The organism is Silvimonas iriomotensis (genome assembly GCF_014645535.1).
Lineage (GTDB): Bacteria > Pseudomonadota > Gammaproteobacteria > Burkholderiales > Chitinibacteraceae > Silvimonas > Silvimonas iriomotensis.
This window is the reverse complement of the sequence record NZ_BMLX01000003.1, coordinates 16,525-35,475: the sequence shown is the minus strand read 5'-3', so window position 1 is coordinate 35,475 and position 18,951 is coordinate 16,525. Positions and strand designations below refer to the sequence as shown.

General features: G+C 60.6%; 15 protein-coding genes and 1 tRNA gene. 6 read left to right on the top strand and 10 right to left on the bottom strand.

What is annotated here, in order from left to right:
- Nucleotides 1-3: 3 nt before the first annotated feature.
- Both IEX57_RS11725 and IEX57_RS11720 read right to left on the bottom strand, forming a co-directional pair.
- Nucleotides 4-687 carry a response regulator transcription factor gene (locus tag IEX57_RS11725; protein ID WP_188704563.1) on the bottom strand — a complete coding sequence of 228 codons (684 nt, stop codon included), beginning with the start codon at nucleotides 685-687 and terminating at the stop codon, nucleotides 4-6.
- Nucleotides 688-955: 268 nt separating this feature from the next.
- Nucleotides 956-1,927: a Ca2+-dependent phosphoinositide-specific phospholipase C gene (locus tag IEX57_RS11720; protein ID WP_188704562.1), complete on the bottom strand. Its 972-nt coding sequence runs from the start codon at nucleotides 1,925-1,927 to the stop codon at nucleotides 956-958.
- A gap of 303 nt (nucleotides 1,928-2,230) precedes the next feature.
- Between IEX57_RS11720 and dctP the strand changes: the two genes are divergently transcribed.
- The gene (gene dctP / locus IEX57_RS11715) at nucleotides 2,231-3,199 is read left to right on the top strand and encodes a TRAP transporter substrate-binding protein DctP (RefSeq protein WP_188704561.1); all 969 of its coding nucleotides are present in this window, start codon (nucleotides 2,231-2,233) and stop codon (nucleotides 3,197-3,199) included.
- A 98-nt stretch (nucleotides 3,200-3,297) separates the two neighbouring features.
- Here dctP and IEX57_RS11710 read toward each other — a convergent pair whose 3' ends face one another.
- Nucleotides 3,298-5,094, bottom strand: coding sequence for a pectinesterase (locus tag IEX57_RS11710; RefSeq protein WP_229708991.1), 1,797 nt, complete (start codon nucleotides 5,092-5,094; stop codon nucleotides 3,298-3,300).
- Between the two features lie 491 nt (nucleotides 5,095-5,585).
- Between IEX57_RS11710 and IEX57_RS11705 the strand changes: the two genes are divergently transcribed.
- From IEX57_RS11705 to IEX57_RS11695, 3 genes are all read left to right on the top strand, one after another.
- Nucleotides 5,586-6,743, top strand: a complete 1,158-nt coding sequence (locus tag IEX57_RS11705) for an HD-GYP domain-containing protein (protein WP_188704560.1) — start codon at nucleotides 5,586-5,588, stop codon at nucleotides 6,741-6,743.
- 17 nt (nucleotides 6,744-6,760) lie between these two features.
- Nucleotides 6,761-11,188: a response regulator gene (locus IEX57_RS11700; RefSeq protein WP_188704559.1), complete on the top strand. Its 4,428-nt coding sequence runs from the start codon at nucleotides 6,761-6,763 to the stop codon at nucleotides 11,186-11,188.
- A gap of 531 nt (nucleotides 11,189-11,719) precedes the next feature.
- Nucleotides 11,720-12,217 (top strand): GNAT family N-acetyltransferase, encoded by a 498-nt coding sequence (locus tag IEX57_RS11695; RefSeq protein WP_188704558.1) that lies wholly within the window; start codon nucleotides 11,720-11,722, stop codon nucleotides 12,215-12,217.
- A 178-nt stretch (nucleotides 12,218-12,395) separates the two neighbouring features.
- Here IEX57_RS11695 and IEX57_RS11690 read toward each other — a convergent pair whose 3' ends face one another.
- The 3 genes from IEX57_RS11690 to IEX57_RS11680 all read right to left on the bottom strand — a co-directional run bounded on the left by IEX57_RS11690 (nucleotide 12,396) and on the right by IEX57_RS11680 (nucleotide 14,197).
- Complete coding sequence (locus IEX57_RS11690; RefSeq protein ID WP_188704557.1) at nucleotides 12,396-12,788, bottom strand: hypothetical protein; 393 nt, start codon at nucleotides 12,786-12,788, stop codon at nucleotides 12,396-12,398.
- A gap of 321 nt (nucleotides 12,789-13,109) precedes the next feature.
- Nucleotides 13,110-13,185 (bottom strand) — tRNA-Lys (locus tag IEX57_RS11685).
- A gap of 100 nt (nucleotides 13,186-13,285) precedes the next feature.
- Entirely contained in the window at nucleotides 13,286-14,197 is a 912-nt protein-coding gene (locus tag IEX57_RS11680) for a LysR family transcriptional regulator (RefSeq protein WP_188704556.1), read from the bottom strand.
- Nucleotides 14,198-14,340: 143 nt separating this feature from the next.
- On the opposite strand from IEX57_RS11680, the gene IEX57_RS11675 reads away from it, so the two are divergent.
- On the top strand, nucleotides 14,341-15,354 hold the full coding sequence (locus tag IEX57_RS11675) for a zinc-binding alcohol dehydrogenase family protein (protein ID WP_188704555.1): 1,014 nt from the start codon (nucleotides 14,341-14,343) through the stop codon (nucleotides 15,352-15,354).
- 69 nt (nucleotides 15,355-15,423) lie between these two features.
- The gene (locus IEX57_RS11670) at nucleotides 15,424-16,218 is read left to right on the top strand and encodes an SDR family NAD(P)-dependent oxidoreductase (RefSeq protein ID WP_188704554.1); all 795 of its coding nucleotides are present in this window, start codon (nucleotides 15,424-15,426) and stop codon (nucleotides 16,216-16,218) included.
- 9 nt (nucleotides 16,219-16,227) lie between these two features.
- Here IEX57_RS11670 and IEX57_RS11665 read toward each other — a convergent pair whose 3' ends face one another.
- The 4 genes from IEX57_RS11665 to IEX57_RS11650 all read right to left on the bottom strand — a co-directional run bounded on the left by IEX57_RS11665 (nucleotide 16,228) and on the right by IEX57_RS11650 (nucleotide 18,943).
- Nucleotides 16,228-16,419: a hypothetical protein gene (locus IEX57_RS11665; RefSeq protein WP_188704553.1), complete on the bottom strand. Its 192-nt coding sequence runs from the start codon at nucleotides 16,417-16,419 to the stop codon at nucleotides 16,228-16,230.
- A gap of 267 nt (nucleotides 16,420-16,686) precedes the next feature.
- Nucleotides 16,687-17,559 (bottom strand): GNAT family N-acetyltransferase, encoded by an 873-nt coding sequence (locus IEX57_RS11660; protein ID WP_188704552.1) that lies wholly within the window; start codon nucleotides 17,557-17,559, stop codon nucleotides 16,687-16,689.
- 44 nt (nucleotides 17,560-17,603) lie between these two features.
- Complete coding sequence (locus IEX57_RS11655; protein ID WP_188704551.1) at nucleotides 17,604-17,990, bottom strand: VOC family protein; 387 nt, start codon at nucleotides 17,988-17,990, stop codon at nucleotides 17,604-17,606.
- A 65-nt stretch (nucleotides 17,991-18,055) separates the two neighbouring features.
- Nucleotides 18,056-18,943, bottom strand: a complete 888-nt coding sequence (locus tag IEX57_RS11650; protein ID WP_188704550.1) for an SDR family oxidoreductase — start codon at nucleotides 18,941-18,943, stop codon at nucleotides 18,056-18,058.
- Nucleotides 18,944-18,951: the final 8 nt, after the last annotated feature.

Sequence of the window (18,951 nt, the reverse complement as noted above, 5' to 3'; positions counted from 1 at the left end):
GCATCAGTTCAACGCCATGGCTTGCTGCCGGGTCACAAAACGGTAGCCGTTGCCGCGTATCGTTTCGATCGATTCTGCACCCAGCTTTTTACGCAGGCTGTGCACCAGTGTCTCGATCGTACTTTCGGCCACCGGGTTGTCCTGCCCATACACCGCCGCGCGGATTTGCCGGCGCGAGCACACCTCGGTCGGGTCTGCCAGCAGCAAGAACAACAGGGCTGATTCGCGCTGCGACAAGGTCAGCTCTGTCCCGCCCAGAAACACGCGGCGATGGTCGTGATCGACATCCAGCTTGCCGCCCTCGATATCCAGATGGTGCTGCACCACCGCCCGCCGCAGCAGCGCGCGGATACGCGCCACCAGATCAGCCGGCACATAGGGTTTGACCACGTAGGCATCTGCGCCCTGGGCCAGCGCGTTGATCACGGCCGGCGTTTCACCCCGCTCTGACAACACCATCACCGGCGTTCCCCATTGTTTCTCGCGCAGGTTCTTGATCATGGAGAGCATTTTGTGATCCGTGCGCAGGCCGAAATCCAGGATCACCAGCCGATAGGCCACAGCGGCAAGGCGGTCGAACAGTTCAGGGTTTTTGGCGGCGGGCTCTGCGGCCATGCCCGCGCTGTGCAGGTTGGCCATGACAGAGTCACGCACGGTGGCGTCGTTGGAAACAAGCAAGATGTTCATGGAAGCAATCCTCCAGAGGGACCGCCAGCAAAAAAAACGGCGGCGAGCAGGGGTGGCATTTGCCGGTTAGCGAGGACATGTTGTCGACAAGCCAGCGTCATGGATGTGACGCGGCTAACAAAACGGGGGACGAATGGCAGGGACGTGACAGACGGCGGCCCCGTGTCAGACAACACCCTTCATGGTTGCGGCGCAACAACCTACAAACCCTTGTTACCAAAGAAAAAAGCCCCGAACCATGGGGCTTTTTTCTGCTTTACACCATACCTTAGAAGGGGCGAATGCGGAACCCGCTGGCATCCTGGTTGGCGGCAAAATCGTAATAGGCCGACAGCTGGACGTGGCCGGCAATATGGTCGGCAAACGACACACCGTCGTCGCCCCACACGCGGCCGATATGACCGGCGGCATCACTGTTCACCGCCCAGGCGCGATCGCTGCTTTGCATGTTGTTCATGGCCACCCAGGCCGAGGCCGTGGCCGACATGCCGCTGACGGTGCCGTTCACATCGTTCTGGCCATTGGTCACGGGTGAGATAAAGATCTTTGCGCTGGCGCCGCGGGCCTCGGCGTATTCAGACAGGCGCTGGTTCTCTGTGTGGTTGAGCACCAGGATGATCTTGCCGGCCAGCGCGGTGGCACTCGGCCAGGCCTTGCCGGCGATGTCGGTCTGCAAGGCACCGCTGCTGCCAATGAAGTTTTTCAGATCGGCCGGCGTAAACAGCGCGCTGCCAAACGTCTTGCTGACCAGTTCATCCAGATCAGCCGGGGTGCGCTGCGAACTGGCCTTGGACCAGCCCTGTTTTTTGTCCAGCACCACAATGATGGGGAAATGCGCGGCGTTGGCGTCGCTCCAGGCCTTGATGTCGTTCAGGCAGGCTTGCAGGTCGTTCTTGCCGGTGCCATCGCCGGTGCAGTTGTTGTCGTTGCCAGACTGAAACAGCGTGCCAGCGTCATGGCGCACAAACCAGTGTTTGGCCGAGCCACCGCTGACGGCGTCTTGCTGATCCCAGAAATCCACTTCAACCGTCCGCACGCTGTTGAGCGCCGAGGTAAACGTCGGGGCGTACTGCTTTTGATAGCAATTGTGGCAAGCCACCTGGGCAATGCGGTTCAGCGGGGTATTCCAGACAGTCGGGGCAATGAACGGCACGTTGAAATCACTGGCCAGGGCGGGCGCAGCCGGCCACCACGCACACGCGGCCGCCGCCAGTGTGGCGACAAGGGTTTTGAGCTTCATATCCAGTACTCCGTTTGTTTTTTGAAAGGTGCACCCGTGCGGTTGAGGCGTGCGGATGTGCTGGCGAGCATGCGGCGGTTTTATGAAGAAAATCCGTACTGGTTCATGAAGTTATTTTGCTGTTCTGATGAAAACATGACAGCGCGTTGTCGCGTCCGGGCCACAGGCAAGGCCCGGTTTTTTGGCATTGGTCATACCTTGCTGCATTGGCGCCTGGCCGTCACCTGAATGTCATATCCTGGTCTCGGTGCATACAAAGACTCTGCCCGCACCCACTCATAACAACAGTTGAGGAGAAGGTCGATGTGGCAATTTCCCGCAGTACCGGTGACGCTGGTGTTTTCACTCTGTTGTGCTTTCAGTGCGGCCCAGCCTTTACGGGCGTGGTCTGCCCACCCTGCCGACAACGCATCGTCGCGCGCCTTGCAGTCTTTTGCCGATAGCGTGCGTGACGCCAGCAATGGCCGCATTGCCATCACGGCTTATAACAACAGTGAACTGGGCGATCAGCCACAGGCCATCCAGAAACTGGCCCGTGGTGATATCGAATTTGGCGTGTTCAACCTGGGCCCCTTGTCTGGCGTGGTACCGCAGGCGCGGCTGTTGACGCTACCGTTTGTGTTCCCGGATTCAGACCACATGTTCCGCAAGCTCGATGAAGGTCTGGGCGCCCGCATTGGCGCAAGCCTGTTTGATAAAGGCTTCAAGGTGCTGGCCTGGTATGACGGCGGTTCGCGCTCGTTTTACTGCATGAACCATGTGGTGCGTTACCCCTCAGACTTCGCCGGGCTGCGTGTGCGGGTGCAGGATTCGCCCGTCTACAACGACATGGTGCGGCAACTGGGCGCCACGCCGGTGGTGGTGCCGTTCAACGACATCAGCAAAGCGTTTCAGGATGGGCGGATCGATTGCGCCGAGAACAACATCCCCTCTTATGTCGAGACCGGCAATTACAAGTACGCGCGCAACGTGCTGCTGACCAACCACATCGTCACGCCAGAGGTGCTGGTGGTGTCGCGCAGGTACTGGCAGACGCTCAGCCCGACTGACCAGAGCACCTTGCAAAGCTTGGGTGCGCAATCGGGCACCGTCATGCGCACACTCTGGAAACAACAACTGACCGGTGCCGAACAAACCCTGCACAAGGCCGGCATTACGCCCGTGCTGGTCAAAGACCCCGGCGTGTTCGTGGCGCGCATGATCCAGGTGTATGCCAGCACGCTGCAAGGGCAGGATGAATTCAACCAGGTCTTGCCAGCCATGATGAAGTAACCAGGCCGGATCAAATCAAAGCTGAACAAGCATAAAAAAAGGGCCACCGTGCGGTGGCCCTGGCAGGCACAGTAACTACCTGCCCAAACGTGCGTCGATCAAGGTGTGGGTGTCCAGCCGGTATTGCCGTTCCAGGCAGAGAACACCTGGGTGCGGGTAGCCAGGCCACTCAGATCCAGCGTATTGCTGGCGTCAGTCGTATCACGGCCGGTCATGGAGAGCGCGGCGCCCGTGCTGTCCATGCTGCCGCTTTCACGCCAGCCTGCGGTGGTGGTCGCCGTGGTCGGGTCCGGCACCGGGTTGGCCGGGCTGGTCGTCGGGCTGGACCAGCCAACGGTGGCGATATGGCCGCCCATTTTGGTGTTGATGTAGGCGATGTTGTCGCAACCGTAGTTGGCATTGGCCAGGCTGCCCGTGGTCAACTGGGTCTGGCAGTACCCGTTGGCCACCGTCAGGCCACCAGAGCGACCAAGGAAGGTGACACCGGCCGGCACAGCGGCATCTGCCGTCAGTGTGCTGTTCAGCACTACAAAGCCCGGATAGCCGAATGCGGCGCGCGCCTGGAAGATATACCCGCCTTGCGTTGGCGCGGTCGGATCGGCCACGGTGTGCAGTTCGCTGTTTTCAAACAACGCGGCAAATGGCGAGCCCCAGATGAAATCCACATCCCCGGCGATATAGGTCTGGTAGTACCAGACCCAGCCCTTGGTCTGTACGGTGTCCTGGGCCGAGATGAAATTCATGTAGGTCGCCAGCATGCGGCTGCCGGCCAGCGTGGCGCTGTTGTAGTAAATGGTCTCGGCCTGGTTGTTGGCAGTTGTCGTTTTGACGTGCGGGTTCTGCAGCGTGAAGTTGGTCAGCTTCAGCATGTCCGCGCCTTCCACCAGGAACACCGCACGACCGCCACCGAGCGAGCGGCGGGTGCCGGCAAGTTCAGACGTCAGCGTGGTCTGCGGGGCGGTCTTGCTGCCACCGGTGCCCGGGTTCCACGATTCGTAGTTCTCTTGCGAGACCACCACCCCGGCACGACTGGCCCCCTGAATGGTCAGGTTGTTGGTGTTGCGCAGGAAGAGCTGCTCGTTGTACGTGCCGTTCTTGATGGTGATGGTCTTGGCATCGGTGGCGTTGGTACATGTGTTGCAACCATTGCCCATGATCCAGTTCAGCGCGCCTTGCACAGTGGTGAAGTCGCCTGTGCCGGCGGTATCGACCGTCACCGCCGTGGGCGAGGACGGCGCGTTTTTGGTGTGGAACGCCCATGCCGTATTGGCCGTAATGCCGGCGAAGGCCGAGCCATTATAAGTGCCGTTGAGCACGCCATTATCGACGGTGACGTAATAGCTGGTGTTGTAGCCCAGTACGCCGTCATGCAGGCGGATGGTAGCCGTCTTGCCGGAGATGGTGACCGGCTTGTAGTACACGTAGCGCCATTGGGTCAGCGCATTGACGTTGTTGCCCAGTTTGTCGATTTCGGTATTGGCTGCCGGCATGTAGGTCTGGGTTTCGCCGCCCGCGGTGACAGGGGCACCGCTGATATCGATCGTATCGACCGGCGTGCCGTCAGACTTGAACACCTTGATATAACCAGTGCTGCCCAGCGTCGGGGTGGTATCAAAGGTGATCTGCAGGCGTGAATCGGCAAAGGCTGCGGTTGCCCCGTTCAACGGCGACAAGGCACTGGCCGACGGGGTCGGTGTCGGTGTGGCGGTGGGCGTAGGTGTCGGCGTCGCGGTCGGGCTGGGCGTGGGGGTCGCGGTGACCGTGGGCGTCGGGGTCGCTGTCGGCGCATCGGCTGTCGTGCTGAAGTTGTCAGAACCGCCGCCGCACGCGCCCAGCGCCAGCGCCAGGGCTGAGGCCAGCACCAGCGGCACGGCCTGTCCATTGAATTTGTTCATGCTAAACCTCCATCTCGCTTTCGTTATTTTTCAGGTGCGGGGCGAGGCGTTCCTGGCGCCGCGGCTCCCGTTGGCACAGCCACTGGCAGTGCATGAGCGCGGACCGGGGCATGCCGGTGCAGGTGGGCAAAAGCGGGCCACGGTGACACCGGCAGCGCATGTTGTGCGCTGATATATCACTACACAGTGGCGCTCATGCTAGAGCGAAGATCGCGGGAAAATCCTGCTGAAAGCGGGGGTTGGCTGACAAAAATCAAGAAAGTTTTGTACTTATAAAAAAACCACTACATTTGGCAAAGCTTGTCGATTTAGCGCTGGCCTTGATGAAAAAACGGTGGATCGGGGCAGGCTTTACCGGCGGCGACATGGCCAGATATCGCACGCGCCGGGCGGCGTGTAGCGGGCGGTATTTTCTGCGCGGCCCGCCGAAGTAGCGGGTTGTCAGGACATTTCGTATAACAAGGTCATCTCAATCCAGTTCTGGAGGGCGTATGGCACTGACGAGCACGCAGCACGATGCGACCATCCTGATCGTGGATGACGCGCCGGAAAACCTGGTATTGATGAGCAATCTGCTCAAAGACCTGTACCACCTGAAGGTGGCCAACAGCGGCGCAAAAGCCCTGGCGCTGATCAACAGCAGCACCGAATTACCAGACTTGATCCTGCTCGATATCATGATGCCCGGGCTTTCTGGCTATGACGTGGCCAGCGCCTTGCAGGGCGATGAGCGCACCGCTGCAATCCCGATCATCTTTCTGACGGCCATGGCCTCAACCGATGATGAGACACGCGGGTTTGAGCTGGGCGCCGTCGATTACATCACCAAGCCGATCAGCCCGCCCATTACGCTGGCGCGCATTGATACGCACCTCAAGCTCAAGGCTGCGGCCGATTTCCTGCGCGACAAGAATGACTACCTGGAGCAGGAAGTGGCCCGCCGCACGCGGGAAGTCACGGCCATTCAGGATGTCACCATCCATGCCATGGCCTCGCTGGCCGAAACGCGCGACAACGAAACCGGCAACCATATCCGCCGGACGCAGAACTACGTCAAATTGCTGGCAGAGCATCTGCAGGAACATCCGCGCTTTTCGCACTTTCTGACCGATCAGAACATCCAGTTGTTGTTCAAGTCTGCCCCGCTGCATGACATCGGCAAGGTAGGGATTCCGGACCGGATTTTGCTCAAACCCGGGCGCTACACGCCGGAAGAGTTCGAGATCATGAAGTCGCACACCCGGCTGGGCAGAGATGCCATCCAGCACGCCGAAGACCAGTTGGGCGTGGATGTGGATTTCCTGCGCTTTGCCAAAGAAATCGCCTATGGCCACCAGGAAAAATGGGATGGCTCCGGTTACCCGGAAGGCCTTGTGGGAGATGCCATTCCCATCTCTGCCCGGCTGATGGCCGTGGCCGATGTCTACGACGCTCTCGTCAGCCGCCGCGTCTACAAAATGCCGGTCACGCACGAAGATGCCGTCGCCCATATCAACAAAGGCCGGGGCACGCATTTTGATCCGGACATCTGCGACGCCTTCCTGGCTTGCCAGGCGCGCTTTCAGACCATTGCGGCGCAATACGTCGATACCGATGCGGATCTGGCCAAAGAAACCGAAGCCTTGCAGTTCATCGCCGACGAACCCTGAGCGTATACACCCACGCCATGACCTCTCTTTTGCACTGGCTGGAGCGGTTGTCACTCCGTTACAAACTGATGATCGGGTTTGGCGGTTTGCTGGTGTTGCCGCTGATTCTGGGCGGGCAAAGCCTGCGCACGCAGGAGTCGCTGGTCAGCGTGCTGCGTGAGTTGTATGTCGAAGAACTGACCGGGATCGCCCAGGTCAAGGAAACGCAGCTGGAGCTGACACGGGTCACGGCGGCGTATCGCAAAGCCATCAACACGCCCTATACCGGCGAGCGCGATCAGGCCGTGGATGATCTGGATGCGGCCAATGTGCGGCTGAACCGCGCCGTGCAACTGGTGCGCCCCACCTTGCACCGCCAGGAAAACGTCAACCGGCTGAACCAGTTTGAAATCCTGCGCGCCAGAATGTCACGCGTTGGCGATCAGGCCTTGAGTCTGGCGCGGCAAGAACGCAATGCCGAGGCGCTGGCCCTGATGGATAGCGGCTGGTTTGACGGCATGGCGCAGCAAGCCGATCAGGTGCTGGACGGCATTGCCGACGTCAAGGCGGCCGGCCTGCGCGATACCGCCACCGCCATCGCCACCTTGTCTGAACGCAACCGCACGCAAACCTATGGTTTGCTGCTGGGCGGCGCGGCCCTGGCGCTTTGTCTGGCCTGGCTGGTCAGCCGCTCTATCCGCAGCCCGATCAACCGGGTGCGCGCCGCCGTTGACCAGTTGACCGCGGGCAATCTGGAACAAGTCATCCCGCATACCGACTTTGCCAATGAAACCGGGGACCTGGCGCGGGCGATCAAACAACTGCAGCAAGAAGCCCGCCTGCTGGAACTGCAGCGCTGGGTCAAATCGCAAGAAACACTGATCCTGGCCAACCTGCAGCAAGCCCAGTCAATGGATGCGCTAGTCGGCAGTTTTCTGGCACAAATAGGTGCCCTGCTCAAAATAGGCCAGGGCGCGTTGTACCGGTTTGACGAGCACGATCAGTTGCTGCATTTCAGCGGCAGCTTTGCCCAGCATGCGCAACTGACGCCAGTGCCCACTATCCGGCCGGGCGAGGGCGTACTGGGCCAATGCGCGCAGTCCAGACAAACCATCACGCTGACCGAAGTCCCCGCGGGGTTCTGGAATATCCAGTCCACGCTGGGGCAAGTGCCGCCAGCGCTGTTGATGGTCTACCCGGTATTGCTGGGTGAGCGGCTTATGGGGGTGCTAGAGCTGGCCTGGCTGGCGGCGCCGGACGAAGCCGCCCAGGCCTTGCTGGCCGAAACCCTGCCCAAACTGGCGATGACCATGGAAATCATGGCCAGAAACACGGCCTTGCAAACCTTGTTTGAGCAAACCCGCCAGCAAGCCGATGCGCTGGAAACCCAGGCCATCCAGCTGGAAAACCAGGCTGACGAACTCAACACCCAGCATGCCGCGCTCAAGGCCACCGAGACCTGGTTCCGCAGCATCATTGAGGCCGCGCCGGATGGCATGCTGGTGATCGACGCCCAGGGCCTGATCACCCTGACCAATCCCAAGCTGGATGACCTGTTTGGCTACGCGCCGGGCGAGTTGAGCGGCCAGCCTGTTGATGTGCTGGTGCCCGCAGGCATCCGCCAGGCGCATCAGGCGTTACGCAGCGACTTTATTGCACATGGCACCACGCGCCAGATGGGCGGCAACGACAACAGCAACTTGCGGGGCCTGCGCAAAGACGGCACCGAATTCTTTATTGAAGTCGGGCTGGCACGGCTGCCGCCGCTGGAAGACCGCGGCGTGTGCGTGTGTGCCTCGGTGCGGGATATCTCTGAACGGCGCGCCATGCTGGCGGCGCTGGAAGATCGCGAGCAGCAGATCCGCGCGGTGCTGGAAAGCAGCCCTATCGCCGTGGTAATTGAAGATGACCAGCGCCAGCTGGTATATGGCAACCGGGAACTGGAAACCCTGTTTGGCACCGCGCTGGCCGATATGGGCACTCCGGAATCACGCACGCATTTCTGGCCCGACCAAATTGCATTTGCGCGTTTTCTGGAGGCCGACAAACAGGGCGATGTGTTCAATTTCGAGATCAGTTTGCGGCGCCCGGATGGCCAGCTGGCGGAGGTGCTGCTGTCCTCGATCCACCTTGTGCTGGGTGAACGCACGCTGGTGGTGAAGTGGTTCTTTGATATCACCGACCGCAAGCGCGCCGAAGCAGCGGTAGAGCAAGCCCGCCAGCTGGCCGAGGAAGCCACCCGCGCCAAGAGCGACTTCCTGGCCAATATGAGCCACGAAATCCGCACGCCGATGAACGCCATCATCGGCATGAGCCACCTGGCCTTGCGCACGCAACTGGACGCCAAACAGCGCAATTACATTGAAAAAGTGCACCGCTCGGCCGAGAACCTGCTGGGCATCATCAACGACATCCTCGACTTTTCCAAGGTCGAGGCCGGCAAGATGAGCATCGAGCACGTGCCGTTCCGGCTGGAAGATGTGCTGGAAAGCTTTGCCAACATGATCGGCCTGCGCGCAGAAGACAAAGGCCTGGAACTGTTGTTCCAGACCGCGCCAGACTTGCCCACCGCGCTGATTGGCGACCCGCTGCGCCTGGGGCAGGTGCTGATCAATCTGGGGAACAACGCGGTCAAGTTCACCGAACACGGCGAGATCGTGGTTGGCATTGAAGTCATTGCGGAGGACGCCGAGCAAGTCACACTGCATTTCCAGGTGCGCGACAGCGGCATCGGCATGACGGAGGAACAATGTAGCCGGGTGTTTGAATCGTTCAGCCAGGCCGATAGCTCGATCACCCGCAGATACGGCGGCACCGGCCTTGGTCTGGCTATTTCCAGGCGTCTGGTGGAACTGATGGCAGGCCATATCCGGGTGGAAAGCGTGGTCGGCCAAGGCTCTACGTTCCATTTTGACGCCCGCTTTGGCCGTCAGCAAAACGTGCAGCCGCGCCGTATGGTCAAAGCCGATGAACTGCTGGGCATGCGTGCGCTGGTGGTGGATGACAACGCCAGCGCGCGGCAGATTCTGTCGGGCATGGCACGCAGCTTCAACCTGGAGGTCGACGTGGCCGACAGCGGCAACGAGGCGCTGCGACGGGTGCATGAGGCCGAGCAAAAAACCCTGCCCTACGACTTTGTCTTGATGGACTGGCGCATGCCCGGCATGGATGGCATCAAAACCGTGCAGCAGATCCAGCAGCGCCATACGCAACAACCGCCCTCCGTCATCATGGTCACCGCCTTTGGGCGCGATGAAGCGCTGGATGAAGCCGCCCGCCAGTCCATCCACCTGCACTCCGTACTGACCAAACCGGTCACGCCCTCCACGCTGCTTGAAGCCATTGGCGAAGTGCTGGGCAAGAACGACATGACCGAGACACGCTCTACCGAACGCGGCGACATCACCGCCCACCACATGGCGGCGCTGGCCGGCGCGCACGTATTGCTGGCCGAAGACAACGAACTGAACCAGGAACTGGCGCGGGAACTGCTGGAAAGCGCCGGCATGACGCTGACCGTAGTCGAAGACGGGCAGCAAGTGCTGGACCAACTGGATCGCGGCGCCGTGTTTGACGGCGTGCTGATGGATTGCCAGATGCCGGTCATGGACGGCTATACCGCCACGGCGCAAATCCGCCAGCGCCCCGCATTGGCCAGCCTGCCCATCATTGCCATGACCGCCAATGCCATGGCGGGCGACCGGGAAAAAGCGCTCGCCGCCGGCATGAATGACCATGTATCCAAACCACTCAATGTCGAAGCCATGTTTGCCACCCTGGCACGCTGGATACACCCACAAACCAGCCAGGTGGCGATGAGTACGCCCTCGCCGGCCCACGTCGCCCCCCATCCCGACGAGTTGGCCCTGCCCGGCATAGACACCCACGCAGGTCTGAAAAACTGCGGCGGCAAACGCGCGCTGTATCTGCGCATGCTGAGCCGCTTCCAGCAAACCTACGGCGACTTCGCTGCGGGCCTGGCTGCCGCCAGCCAGAGCGCCGATCCACTCGCGGCGCGGCGTTACGCCCATACCTTGCGCGGCACCGCTGGCACCATCGGCGCCCAGACGCTCGCCCGCCTGGCCGGGGAACTGGAAACCGCGTTTGAACAACAGCGTCCCCAGGCCGACATCACGCAATTCAGCGCGCGGGTGACCGATGAAATGGCGGTGATCCTGCCCGGCCTGACCCGGCTGGCCGCCGCGACCACCGCCAGCAGCCCCGCGCCACAAACAGCAGATACCGCCAGCGAAGCCACCATCCAGACCTTGCTGGCAGAACTGCAGCAATTGCTGCACCAGAGCGACCCTGCCGCGCTGGATGCTCTTGGCACACTGCTACCGCTATGCACCGACCACCCCTATACCTCGACACTGCGCCAGGCCGCCCGGGCGATCGAGCATTTTGACTTTGATAGTGCCCTGGCCTTGCTGAACACCCTTGATACCCACGACCACCCGCAATAACCCGGCCGCTGGGCAACGCAACCTAAAGGGCCGGCCGTGAGCGTCGTGCGCGCGGGCTTTTACCTTGTTTGCAGGATCGGGCCGACAGGAAATCAGCTCCTTTCTGGATATTGCGGCGCCATTGAAAAACGCCCGTCCTTAAGGCACGGGCGCCCGGCGTGTTGCTGTCGCCAACATCCTGCACACTCATACGCGACTGGCCTTACCGTTGGCGGCCACCGTACCGGTGCCAAAGTCCGAACGGACGTCAGAAGTTGCGATGCCGTACTGGAAGGTGCCACCGGCGAGCACAAACTAATAATCAGCGCTCAACTGCTGCGGATTACTGCAGAACAGCCCTGATAAACGCCTAACAGCCCCACCAACGCCGGTCGAGCCCGGGCGAAAGCCAGGAAATTCTCAAGCTGCATGCGGGGCATCGTGTTGCTGGCGTGCTTCACTGTGCCCTGACCTGGTTTTGCCCTCATCCGGTGAACGATATGCTTTTCCCCTGCGACAAGCCCATCCACTCAGAACAGCCCAACCCCATCCATGCTCTCCGCCCCTGGCTACACCATTCGCAGCGCCCGTATCTCTGATGCTGAAGGCATCGCCACCGCCCTGATCGCCTTGGGAGTCGACAGGTACTGCGTGCCTCCAGAGCAACTCGCCCCCCGGATAGAACAACTGACAGGCAATGACGCATGCAAGGTGCTGGTCGCCGAAGACAGCAACGGCGTCATTGCCGGGGTATGCCATGTTGCGGGAGTCCGTAATCTCTCCACCGCGGGCTACGCCGAAATCATGGAACTGTCCGTGAGGGAAGATCTGCAGCGGCGTGGTATCGGCAAAACGCTGGTCGCCGCCGCGAGGGCATGGGCAATGCAGCAGCAATACCCCAGATTACGCCTTCGTTCTGGCGTCCATCGCACCGAAGCCCACAGCTTTTACGAGTCCTGCGGATTCACAAAGTCACGTGCGAGTTACGCCTTTGAAGCGCAGCTATCCATCTTAATTACCCAAGATGCAACATCCACAACATGGGTTTGAAACCTCGCCCAGTCCGGCCCGCGACAAGGGCAAGTCAAACACTCTCTCAGCGGAGCCAGCCACCCAAGGCAGCCGACACACAGCCTGGCCAGCATGAGGCCCTGCGATAAACACATCCTTGCTGCACGCAGGCAGACACGGCTGGACTTGGAACCGACGCAATCTACCCGGTGGACATTTAGTAAAGCTTGATTTCCAGGACTAGTTCAGTGATGCGGTGAGTAATATTTTTCTCACTCAATTTTTGTGAAAGCACATCGATATTTTGCGATCTACTGCCGTTCCTGAACCCTGTTGGCAAACTCGTTTCCCAGTAAAACTCTCTTGGAATGATGATGTGGGCAATGTCTGTATAAAGAAAAGGCTGGCCCCACGGCCCGTTATCTGCCGTAGAGTAGTCGAGTATGTGTTCCTGGCTAGGCAAGCCACTTTGCCAGTAACCGCAATCGCTCGTCAGCCTTCCGAAAGTCGTCCATGAACACCACGACTCGCTCTTTTCACGCTGCCTATCACCCTGGCCTAGAATCTGATTCGCCAAGAAAAAGAAAGCTTTCCAATTTTCATCCGTCATACCTCGCCCTTCTTGTGAACCCGCTCTGCGTGCGAAAACTTGTTCTTGCCCACATGCATTCTTGCATGGAAACAGCGACTCGCATCCTTTGACCGGGGAGGCCAACATTTCAGTAAACGCGGCGAGACATGGTCTCAGGTTGGCCGAAACAATCGAAACGATTAAAAGACTGCGTGAATATCTGCGGAAGTGCGAGAAACTCCCACGGTAGAACACAGGCGGGAGACGTGCGGTAAAGCGCCCAATTGTTAGGAAATTTGCCTACATGGAAGCCAAAAAGCAAAAAGGCCGCCCCGAGGGGCAGCCTTTTGCTTGTATCTTTGGTGGGTCGTGCGGGATTCGAACCTGCGACCAACGGATTAAAAGTCCGCTGCTCTACCAGCTGAGCTAACGACCCGAAGAGCCGTGCATTTTGCTCAAAGGTTCGGGGTCCGTCAAGCCTTTTGACGCAGATTTTTAGAAAATGCTGATTTTTTCCGTTCTCGCCTGCCACCAGATCAGCCCGGTTCTGGCTGTAAATACGTGTTGAAACAAGCTTGTAGATGCTCTCTCAGGGCGATCACCGTGGGTGAGAGTTGCAGGCGGTGTGCGCAGATCAAATAGAACGGGGCGGCTTCGGTGGTGTATTGCGGCAAGAGCGCGATCAAGCGGCCTGCGCGGATATCCGGTAGCACGTCCAGTCTGGATTTGTAGGCGATGCCGGCGCCGGTGAGGGCCCAGCGGCGGACTACTTCGCCGTCGTCGCTGACGCGATCGCCATGGATGGTGACGGTGTGGTCGGCCTCTGCCAGCTGAAAATGCCAGCGTTCGTGGGTGACTTCATTCAGTACAAAGCGCAGGCAATTGTGTTGCCGCAACTGGGCGGGTGTTTGCGGTGCGCCGTGGCGTGCCAGATAGTCTGGCGCGGCGACCAGTACGCGGCGGTTATCGGGCACAAGGGGTAGCGCGATCAGGCTGGAGTCTTCCAGCAAGCCGTAACGCAGGGCGATGTCGACCGGTTGCCGGTACAAGTCTGCCAGGCGATCACTGACGCGGATCTGGACGTTGACGGCCGGGTATTGCTGCTGGAATGCGTCCAGCCACACCATCAGCTGGTTGCGCCCCAGATCAGAGGGCATGGACAGGCTGAGCGTGCCGGAGATGCGTTGTTTGTCGCGGTGGATGGCTTCTTGCCCGCTGGCCAGCGCGTCCAGGGCCTGCCGGGCATGCGCCAGGTAGCGTTCGCCGTCGCTGGTCAGGCGCAGGCTGCGGGTTGAGCGGATGAACAAGCGGGCTTGTAGTTCAGCCTCCAGCCGTTTCAGCGCGGCGCTGGCCACGGCGGGGGTCAGGTCCAGTTCTCTGGCGGCGGCAGAGAAGCTGCCGGTTTCTGCTGCCCGTACAAAGACCTGTAAATCTTCAATCCTGACCATGTTCATCGCCCGAAAAACCGCATTATTTTCAATAATAAATTGAAACTGACTCTGGCGGCGGCTTGTTTTTTAAAGCCGCGTACCGGCGCAATATGCCTGCAACTGCAGCACAGGCTGCACACCATGACCTCAGGAGCAACATCATGAAAGCAGTTGGCTATTTCAAGAACCAGGACATCAGCGCGGCCGATTCTCTGGTTGATCTGAGCTTGCCTGATCCCCAACCGGGCGAGCATGACTTGCTGGTTGAGGTTCACGCCGTGTCGGTCAACCCGGTGGATGTGAAAATCCGCGCAGGCGTCAGCCTGCAAAACGGCGAGCCCAAAGTGATCGGCTGGGATGCCGCCGGCGTGGTGCGCGCGGTGGGCAGCAAGGTGTCCTTGTTCAAGCCGGGTGACCGCGTGTGGTACGCCGGCTCGCTGACCCGCCCGGGCACCAATAGCGAACTGCATCTGGTTGATGAACGCATTGCCGGCCCCATGCCGGTGACGCTGGATTTTGTAGAGGCCGCCGCCCTGCCCCTGACCGCGATCACCGCGTGGGAGCTGCTGTTTGATCGGCTGCAGGTGCTGGCCAACGACGCCCCGTCTGGCAATAAGCTGCTGATTGTCGGTGCTGCAGGCGGCGTGGGGTCGATCATGGTGCAGCTGGCCCGCCAGTTGACGGGCCTGACCGTGATCGGCACCGCATCGCGCCCGCAAACCCAGGCCTGGGTGACTGAACTGGGGGCGCATTACGTCATTGATCACCGCAAACCGCTGTCTGCAGAACTCAAACGCATTGGTGTAGATCAAGTGGACTATGTCGCCAGCCTTAATCAGACCGATGCCCACTTCAGCGAGATCGTGGAATCTTTGGTGCCTCAGGGCAAACTGGCCTTGATTGACGACCCGGATGCGCTGGATGTGCGCGCCCTCAAGCGCAAGAGCCTGTCGCTGCATTGGGAGTTCATGTTTACCCGATCCATGTTTGGCACGGCCGACATGATCAAGCAGCACGAGCTGCTGACGCAGTTGTCAAAACTGGTTGATGCGGGCGTATTGCGCACCACGCTGGCGGAGCACTTTGGCACCATCAACGCCGCCAATCTGAAAAAAGCCCACGCCTTGCTTGAAAGCAATACGTCGCGCGGAAAGATTGTGTTGGCAGGCTTTTAATCCGGGCAGGGTGGCTGTGGCGACCTGCCGGGCGGGTATTTCCATCTGGTTGTAATCAGGAGACTCAACATGCGTATTGATCTGACAGGTAAAACCGCGCTGGTCACCGGCTCGTCATCCGGGATCGGGCAAGCCATCGCCCGGGGGCTGGCAGAAGCCGGCGCCAATGTGATCCTGCATGGCCGCAGCAGCGCCAAACTGGACAAGATCCAGACCCAGCTGGCCGCTGCCCACCCGCTCGCGCAGTTTCCGGTTGTGGCTGCAGATATCGGCACGGCCGAAGGCGCCGCGGCCATTATCAAGGCGCACCCGGATGTCGATATCCTGATCAACAACGCCGGGATTTTTGAACCGCGAGATTTTGCAGAGATTGACGACGAACGCTGGCAAACCATGATGGATGTGAACGTCATGAGCGGCGTGCGGCTGTCGCGCCATTATCTGCCCCGCATGATCAAGGCCAACTGGGGCCGGATTGTGTTTATCTCCAGCGAATCCGGGCTGAATATCCCGGCAGAGATGATCCACTACGGCGTCAGCAAGACCGCGCAACTGGCCGTATCACGCGGTCTGGCGCAACTGACTGCGGGCAGTGGCGTGACCGTGAACGCCGTCCTGCCCGGCCCGACCCGCTCTGATGGCGTGGGCGATTTCTTTGGCAAAATCGCAGAGGAACAAGGGATATCGCAAGCGCAGGTGGAGCAGGACTTCATCCAGACACACCGCCCGACCTCGCTGATCAAGCGCCTGGCCAATGTGGAAGAAGTCGCCAACATGGTGGTGTACGTCAGCTCGCCACAGGCGTCCGCCACCAATGGCGCAGCGTTGCGCGTGGATGGCGGTGTAGTGAACTTTATTGCCTGAAGCGGGTGTTCAGGGCTGCTTTTTGTCCGTGTCCAGCGGCAAGGGCAGCGTGTACAGATCAGGCATGGGAACCGGCTTGGGGCCGGTTCCTGCGCCGTCTGGCCTCTGCGCCTCGACGCGTTTTTTCTCTTGCAGCAAACGCCAGATGCGCACGTGAGACGCGCGGTGGTGGGCAATACGAGCCAGGCTGGATTTGGTCACGATAGCTTTGTCACCGTAAAAAAACGCAGGACAGACAATGCGTGCATCATACCCGCGATCGGGCGGCGGGTTCGTAACGGTGTTGCAATGTGATGTTAGCGTTGCGCACCAGGCAACTGCGTTCGCTGTTGATCCGGGGCAAACGGCCCAGCCACATCACAATGCCAGGCAGGCAAGCCCACACAAGCCGGATTGATCAAGCCGGTAGCTGGTTCTTTGCTGCAGCACCTGGGCCACGACCAGGCTCACAGGCGGCGGGTGTCTTTATCACAGGGCCAGTTCGTACACCGTCCGGCGCGGGGCGCTTTCGGTGAAGCCGGTTTTCTGGTGCAAGCGCATCGACGCCGTATTGCTGCTGGCCACCAAGGCAGACAAAGACGCCGCACCCTGCGCGTGCAAGGTGGCGACAGCATGCTGATACAGCGCGTTGGCAATGCCACGCCCGCGCGCCACTTCGTCCACGCCGACCGATTCCACCACCGCATCCTGAATAAAACAGAACGCAACATACGTGCCGTCGGCGGACTGCAGTACCTGCGAAGCCTCGCGGTTGAGATCGCGCCAGTCTTCCATGAAGACCTCAAACGCCGGTAGCGGGGAATTGGGCGTGGATCTGAAACTCTCGCCATACAAGGCGTACAGCTTGCGCCAGTTCAACGCCTCAAACGGCACGGGCGTCAGGTCCTGAGGCAAGGCGGCCTGGATAGTCGCAGAACACGCTAGGCTGAACGTCACAAAATCAAACACAGGCGTAAAACCCGCTGCGTGCAATGCCTGTTGTTTGGCGGATTCTTGCGGGCGGGCAGAGATGCGCAGCCGGGTGGCGCCAGCGTGTTTGACTGCGGCGATCACCGCCTCAAGCAGTGGCGGCGCCGCTTGCGGTTCCAGCACGATCACCGGCGCGCCGTACGCGCAGCCATCTTGCACCACCCCAAGCAACACCCAGGCCGCACAGCCGATGAGCCGGTCGCCATCCGCAGCAAACACCACCTGCTGGCCGTGACCACGCGCCGCGTTATACAACAGGGGTTCCAGCCGCTCACCCGCGTGCGGGGCCAGTTGGGCATCCCACGCGTGTTGCAGTGCTGCCAGTCGGGGTGACGTGGCCGGGCCAGCACAAATCCGGATACAGCTTTGCATAGGTGTGTTGAGGTGCGCGCGAGGCAGCGTTGAGGGGTAGAGAGCTAGCTGTGCTGAAAAGGCTGGCCTTCAGGGTGATGGCATACCATCTCGATATTGTGCCCGTCCGGGCCGATGACGAAGGCGGCGTAGTAGTGCGCATGGTAATGCGGGCGCAAGCCGGGCGCGCCGTGGTCCGTACCGCCGGCGGCCAGGGCGGCGCGGTGAAAGGCGTCGACTTGCTGGCGGTTTTGCGCCACAAACGCCAGGTGCAGGCGGGCGGGTTTTTCGTCGGTCTGAAAAAGACAGAGCGAGGTTTTGTCGTCAGCGCTCATTTCAATGCCGTGCGCGCCTTCTTGCACCACGATCAGGCCAATCGGTTCAAGTGCCTTGAGAAAGAACGCTTTGCTCGCGGCATAGTCGCTGACACCAAAAACAACGTGATCAAACATGAGCGCTCCGGATCGGGTAAAACCACACCCGGGACCTTACCGCCCCGGGCGCATGGCCTGCGCAATCAGCGGCCGCGCGCATCCAGCAAGTCAGCGACCAGCGTCGGGCCGGCGGGACGCCAGCCCAGCGTGGCCTGGGTCTGCGCGCTGGAGGCCGGCATATCCAGGCTGACGAACATGCCCATCCACCCAAAGTGGGCGGCGGCGTCTTCAGGGGCGATGGATTTCACCGGCAGGTTCAGGCGCTGGCCCAGTGCCTCGGCAATCTCGCGGCTGGTGACGCCTTCTTCCCCTACCGCGTGATAGCGCGCGCCGGGTCTGGCGGCTTCCATGGCCAGGCGGTAAAGCCGCACCACATCTGAAAGATGCCCGGCCGGCCAGCGATTCTGCCCGTCCCCCACCCAGGCCACGACGCCTTTCTGGCGCGCAATATCTATCAGCGGCGAAATCAGCCCCTGTTTGTGCGGGTTATGCACTTGCGGCAAACGCATGACCGACAGATTGATACCGGCCTCCAGCAAGGCATTGCCGGCCATTTCCGAGGCCACGCGCGGGTTGGGATGGCTCAGGTTGCAGATATCCTCGCGCGCCGGCTCGCCGTGTTCTCCCATACCCAGACCGGTGCCGGAAGTAATGACCAGGGGCCGGTTGCTGCCCGCCAGCGCGGTACCCAGTGCGGCGATCACGCGTTTGTCTTTCTCGCAGTTCTCTACAAACCTGGAGAAATCATGATCGAAGGCGGTATGGATCACGGCATCGGCTTCTGCCGCACCACGCCGGATGCCTTCGGGTTCTTCCAGGGTGCCCCGATAGGCCTGCGCCCCGGCCGCGGCCAGCGCCCGCGCGCCTTCGTCAGAGCGGGTCATGCCGACGACTTCATGGCCGGCTTGAAGTAGTTCCGGAACAAGGGCGGAGCCAATAAAGCCGGTCGCGCCCGTCAGAAAGATACGCATGCGGTAAA

What these genes read in the sequence shown, in the direction of transcription:
- IEX57_RS11695 (WP_188704558.1), top strand. Translation starts at nt 11,720, where the DNA reads ATGCTCTCCGCCCCTGGCTACACCATTCGCAGCGCCCGTATCTCTGAT.
- IEX57_RS11700 (WP_188704559.1), top strand. Translation starts at nt 6,761, where the DNA reads ATGACCTCTCTTTTGCACTGGCTGGAGCGGTTGTCACTCCGTTACAAA.
- IEX57_RS11710 (WP_229708991.1), bottom strand. Translation starts at nt 5,094, where the DNA reads ATGAACAAATTCAATGGACAGGCCGTGCCGCTGGTGCTGGCCTCAGCC.
- IEX57_RS11655 (WP_188704551.1), bottom strand. Translation starts at nt 17,990, where the DNA reads ATGTTTGATCACGTTGTTTTTGGTGTCAGCGACTATGCCGCGAGCAAA.
- IEX57_RS11670 (WP_188704554.1), top strand. Translation starts at nt 15,424, where the DNA reads ATGCGTATTGATCTGACAGGTAAAACCGCGCTGGTCACCGGCTCGTCA.
- IEX57_RS11650 (WP_188704550.1), bottom strand. Translation starts at nt 18,943, where the DNA reads ATGCGTATCTTTCTGACGGGCGCGACCGGCTTTATTGGCTCCGCCCTT.
- IEX57_RS11660 (WP_188704552.1), bottom strand. Translation starts at nt 17,559, where the DNA reads ATGCAAAGCTGTATCCGGATTTGTGCTGGCCCGGCCACGTCACCCCGA.
- dctP (WP_188704561.1), top strand. Translation starts at nt 2,231, where the DNA reads ATGTGGCAATTTCCCGCAGTACCGGTGACGCTGGTGTTTTCACTCTGT.
- IEX57_RS11675 (WP_188704555.1), top strand. Translation starts at nt 14,341, where the DNA reads ATGAAAGCAGTTGGCTATTTCAAGAACCAGGACATCAGCGCGGCCGAT.
- IEX57_RS11680 (WP_188704556.1), bottom strand. Translation starts at nt 14,197, where the DNA reads ATGGTCAGGATTGAAGATTTACAGGTCTTTGTACGGGCAGCAGAAACC.
- IEX57_RS11705 (WP_188704560.1), top strand. Translation starts at nt 5,586, where the DNA reads ATGGCACTGACGAGCACGCAGCACGATGCGACCATCCTGATCGTGGAT.
- IEX57_RS11720 (WP_188704562.1), bottom strand. Translation starts at nt 1,927, where the DNA reads ATGAAGCTCAAAACCCTTGTCGCCACACTGGCGGCGGCCGCGTGTGCG.
- IEX57_RS11690 (WP_188704557.1), bottom strand. Translation starts at nt 12,788, where the DNA reads ATGACGGATGAAAATTGGAAAGCTTTCTTTTTCTTGGCGAATCAGATT.
- IEX57_RS11725 (WP_188704563.1), bottom strand. Translation starts at nt 687, where the DNA reads ATGAACATCTTGCTTGTTTCCAACGACGCCACCGTGCGTGACTCTGTC.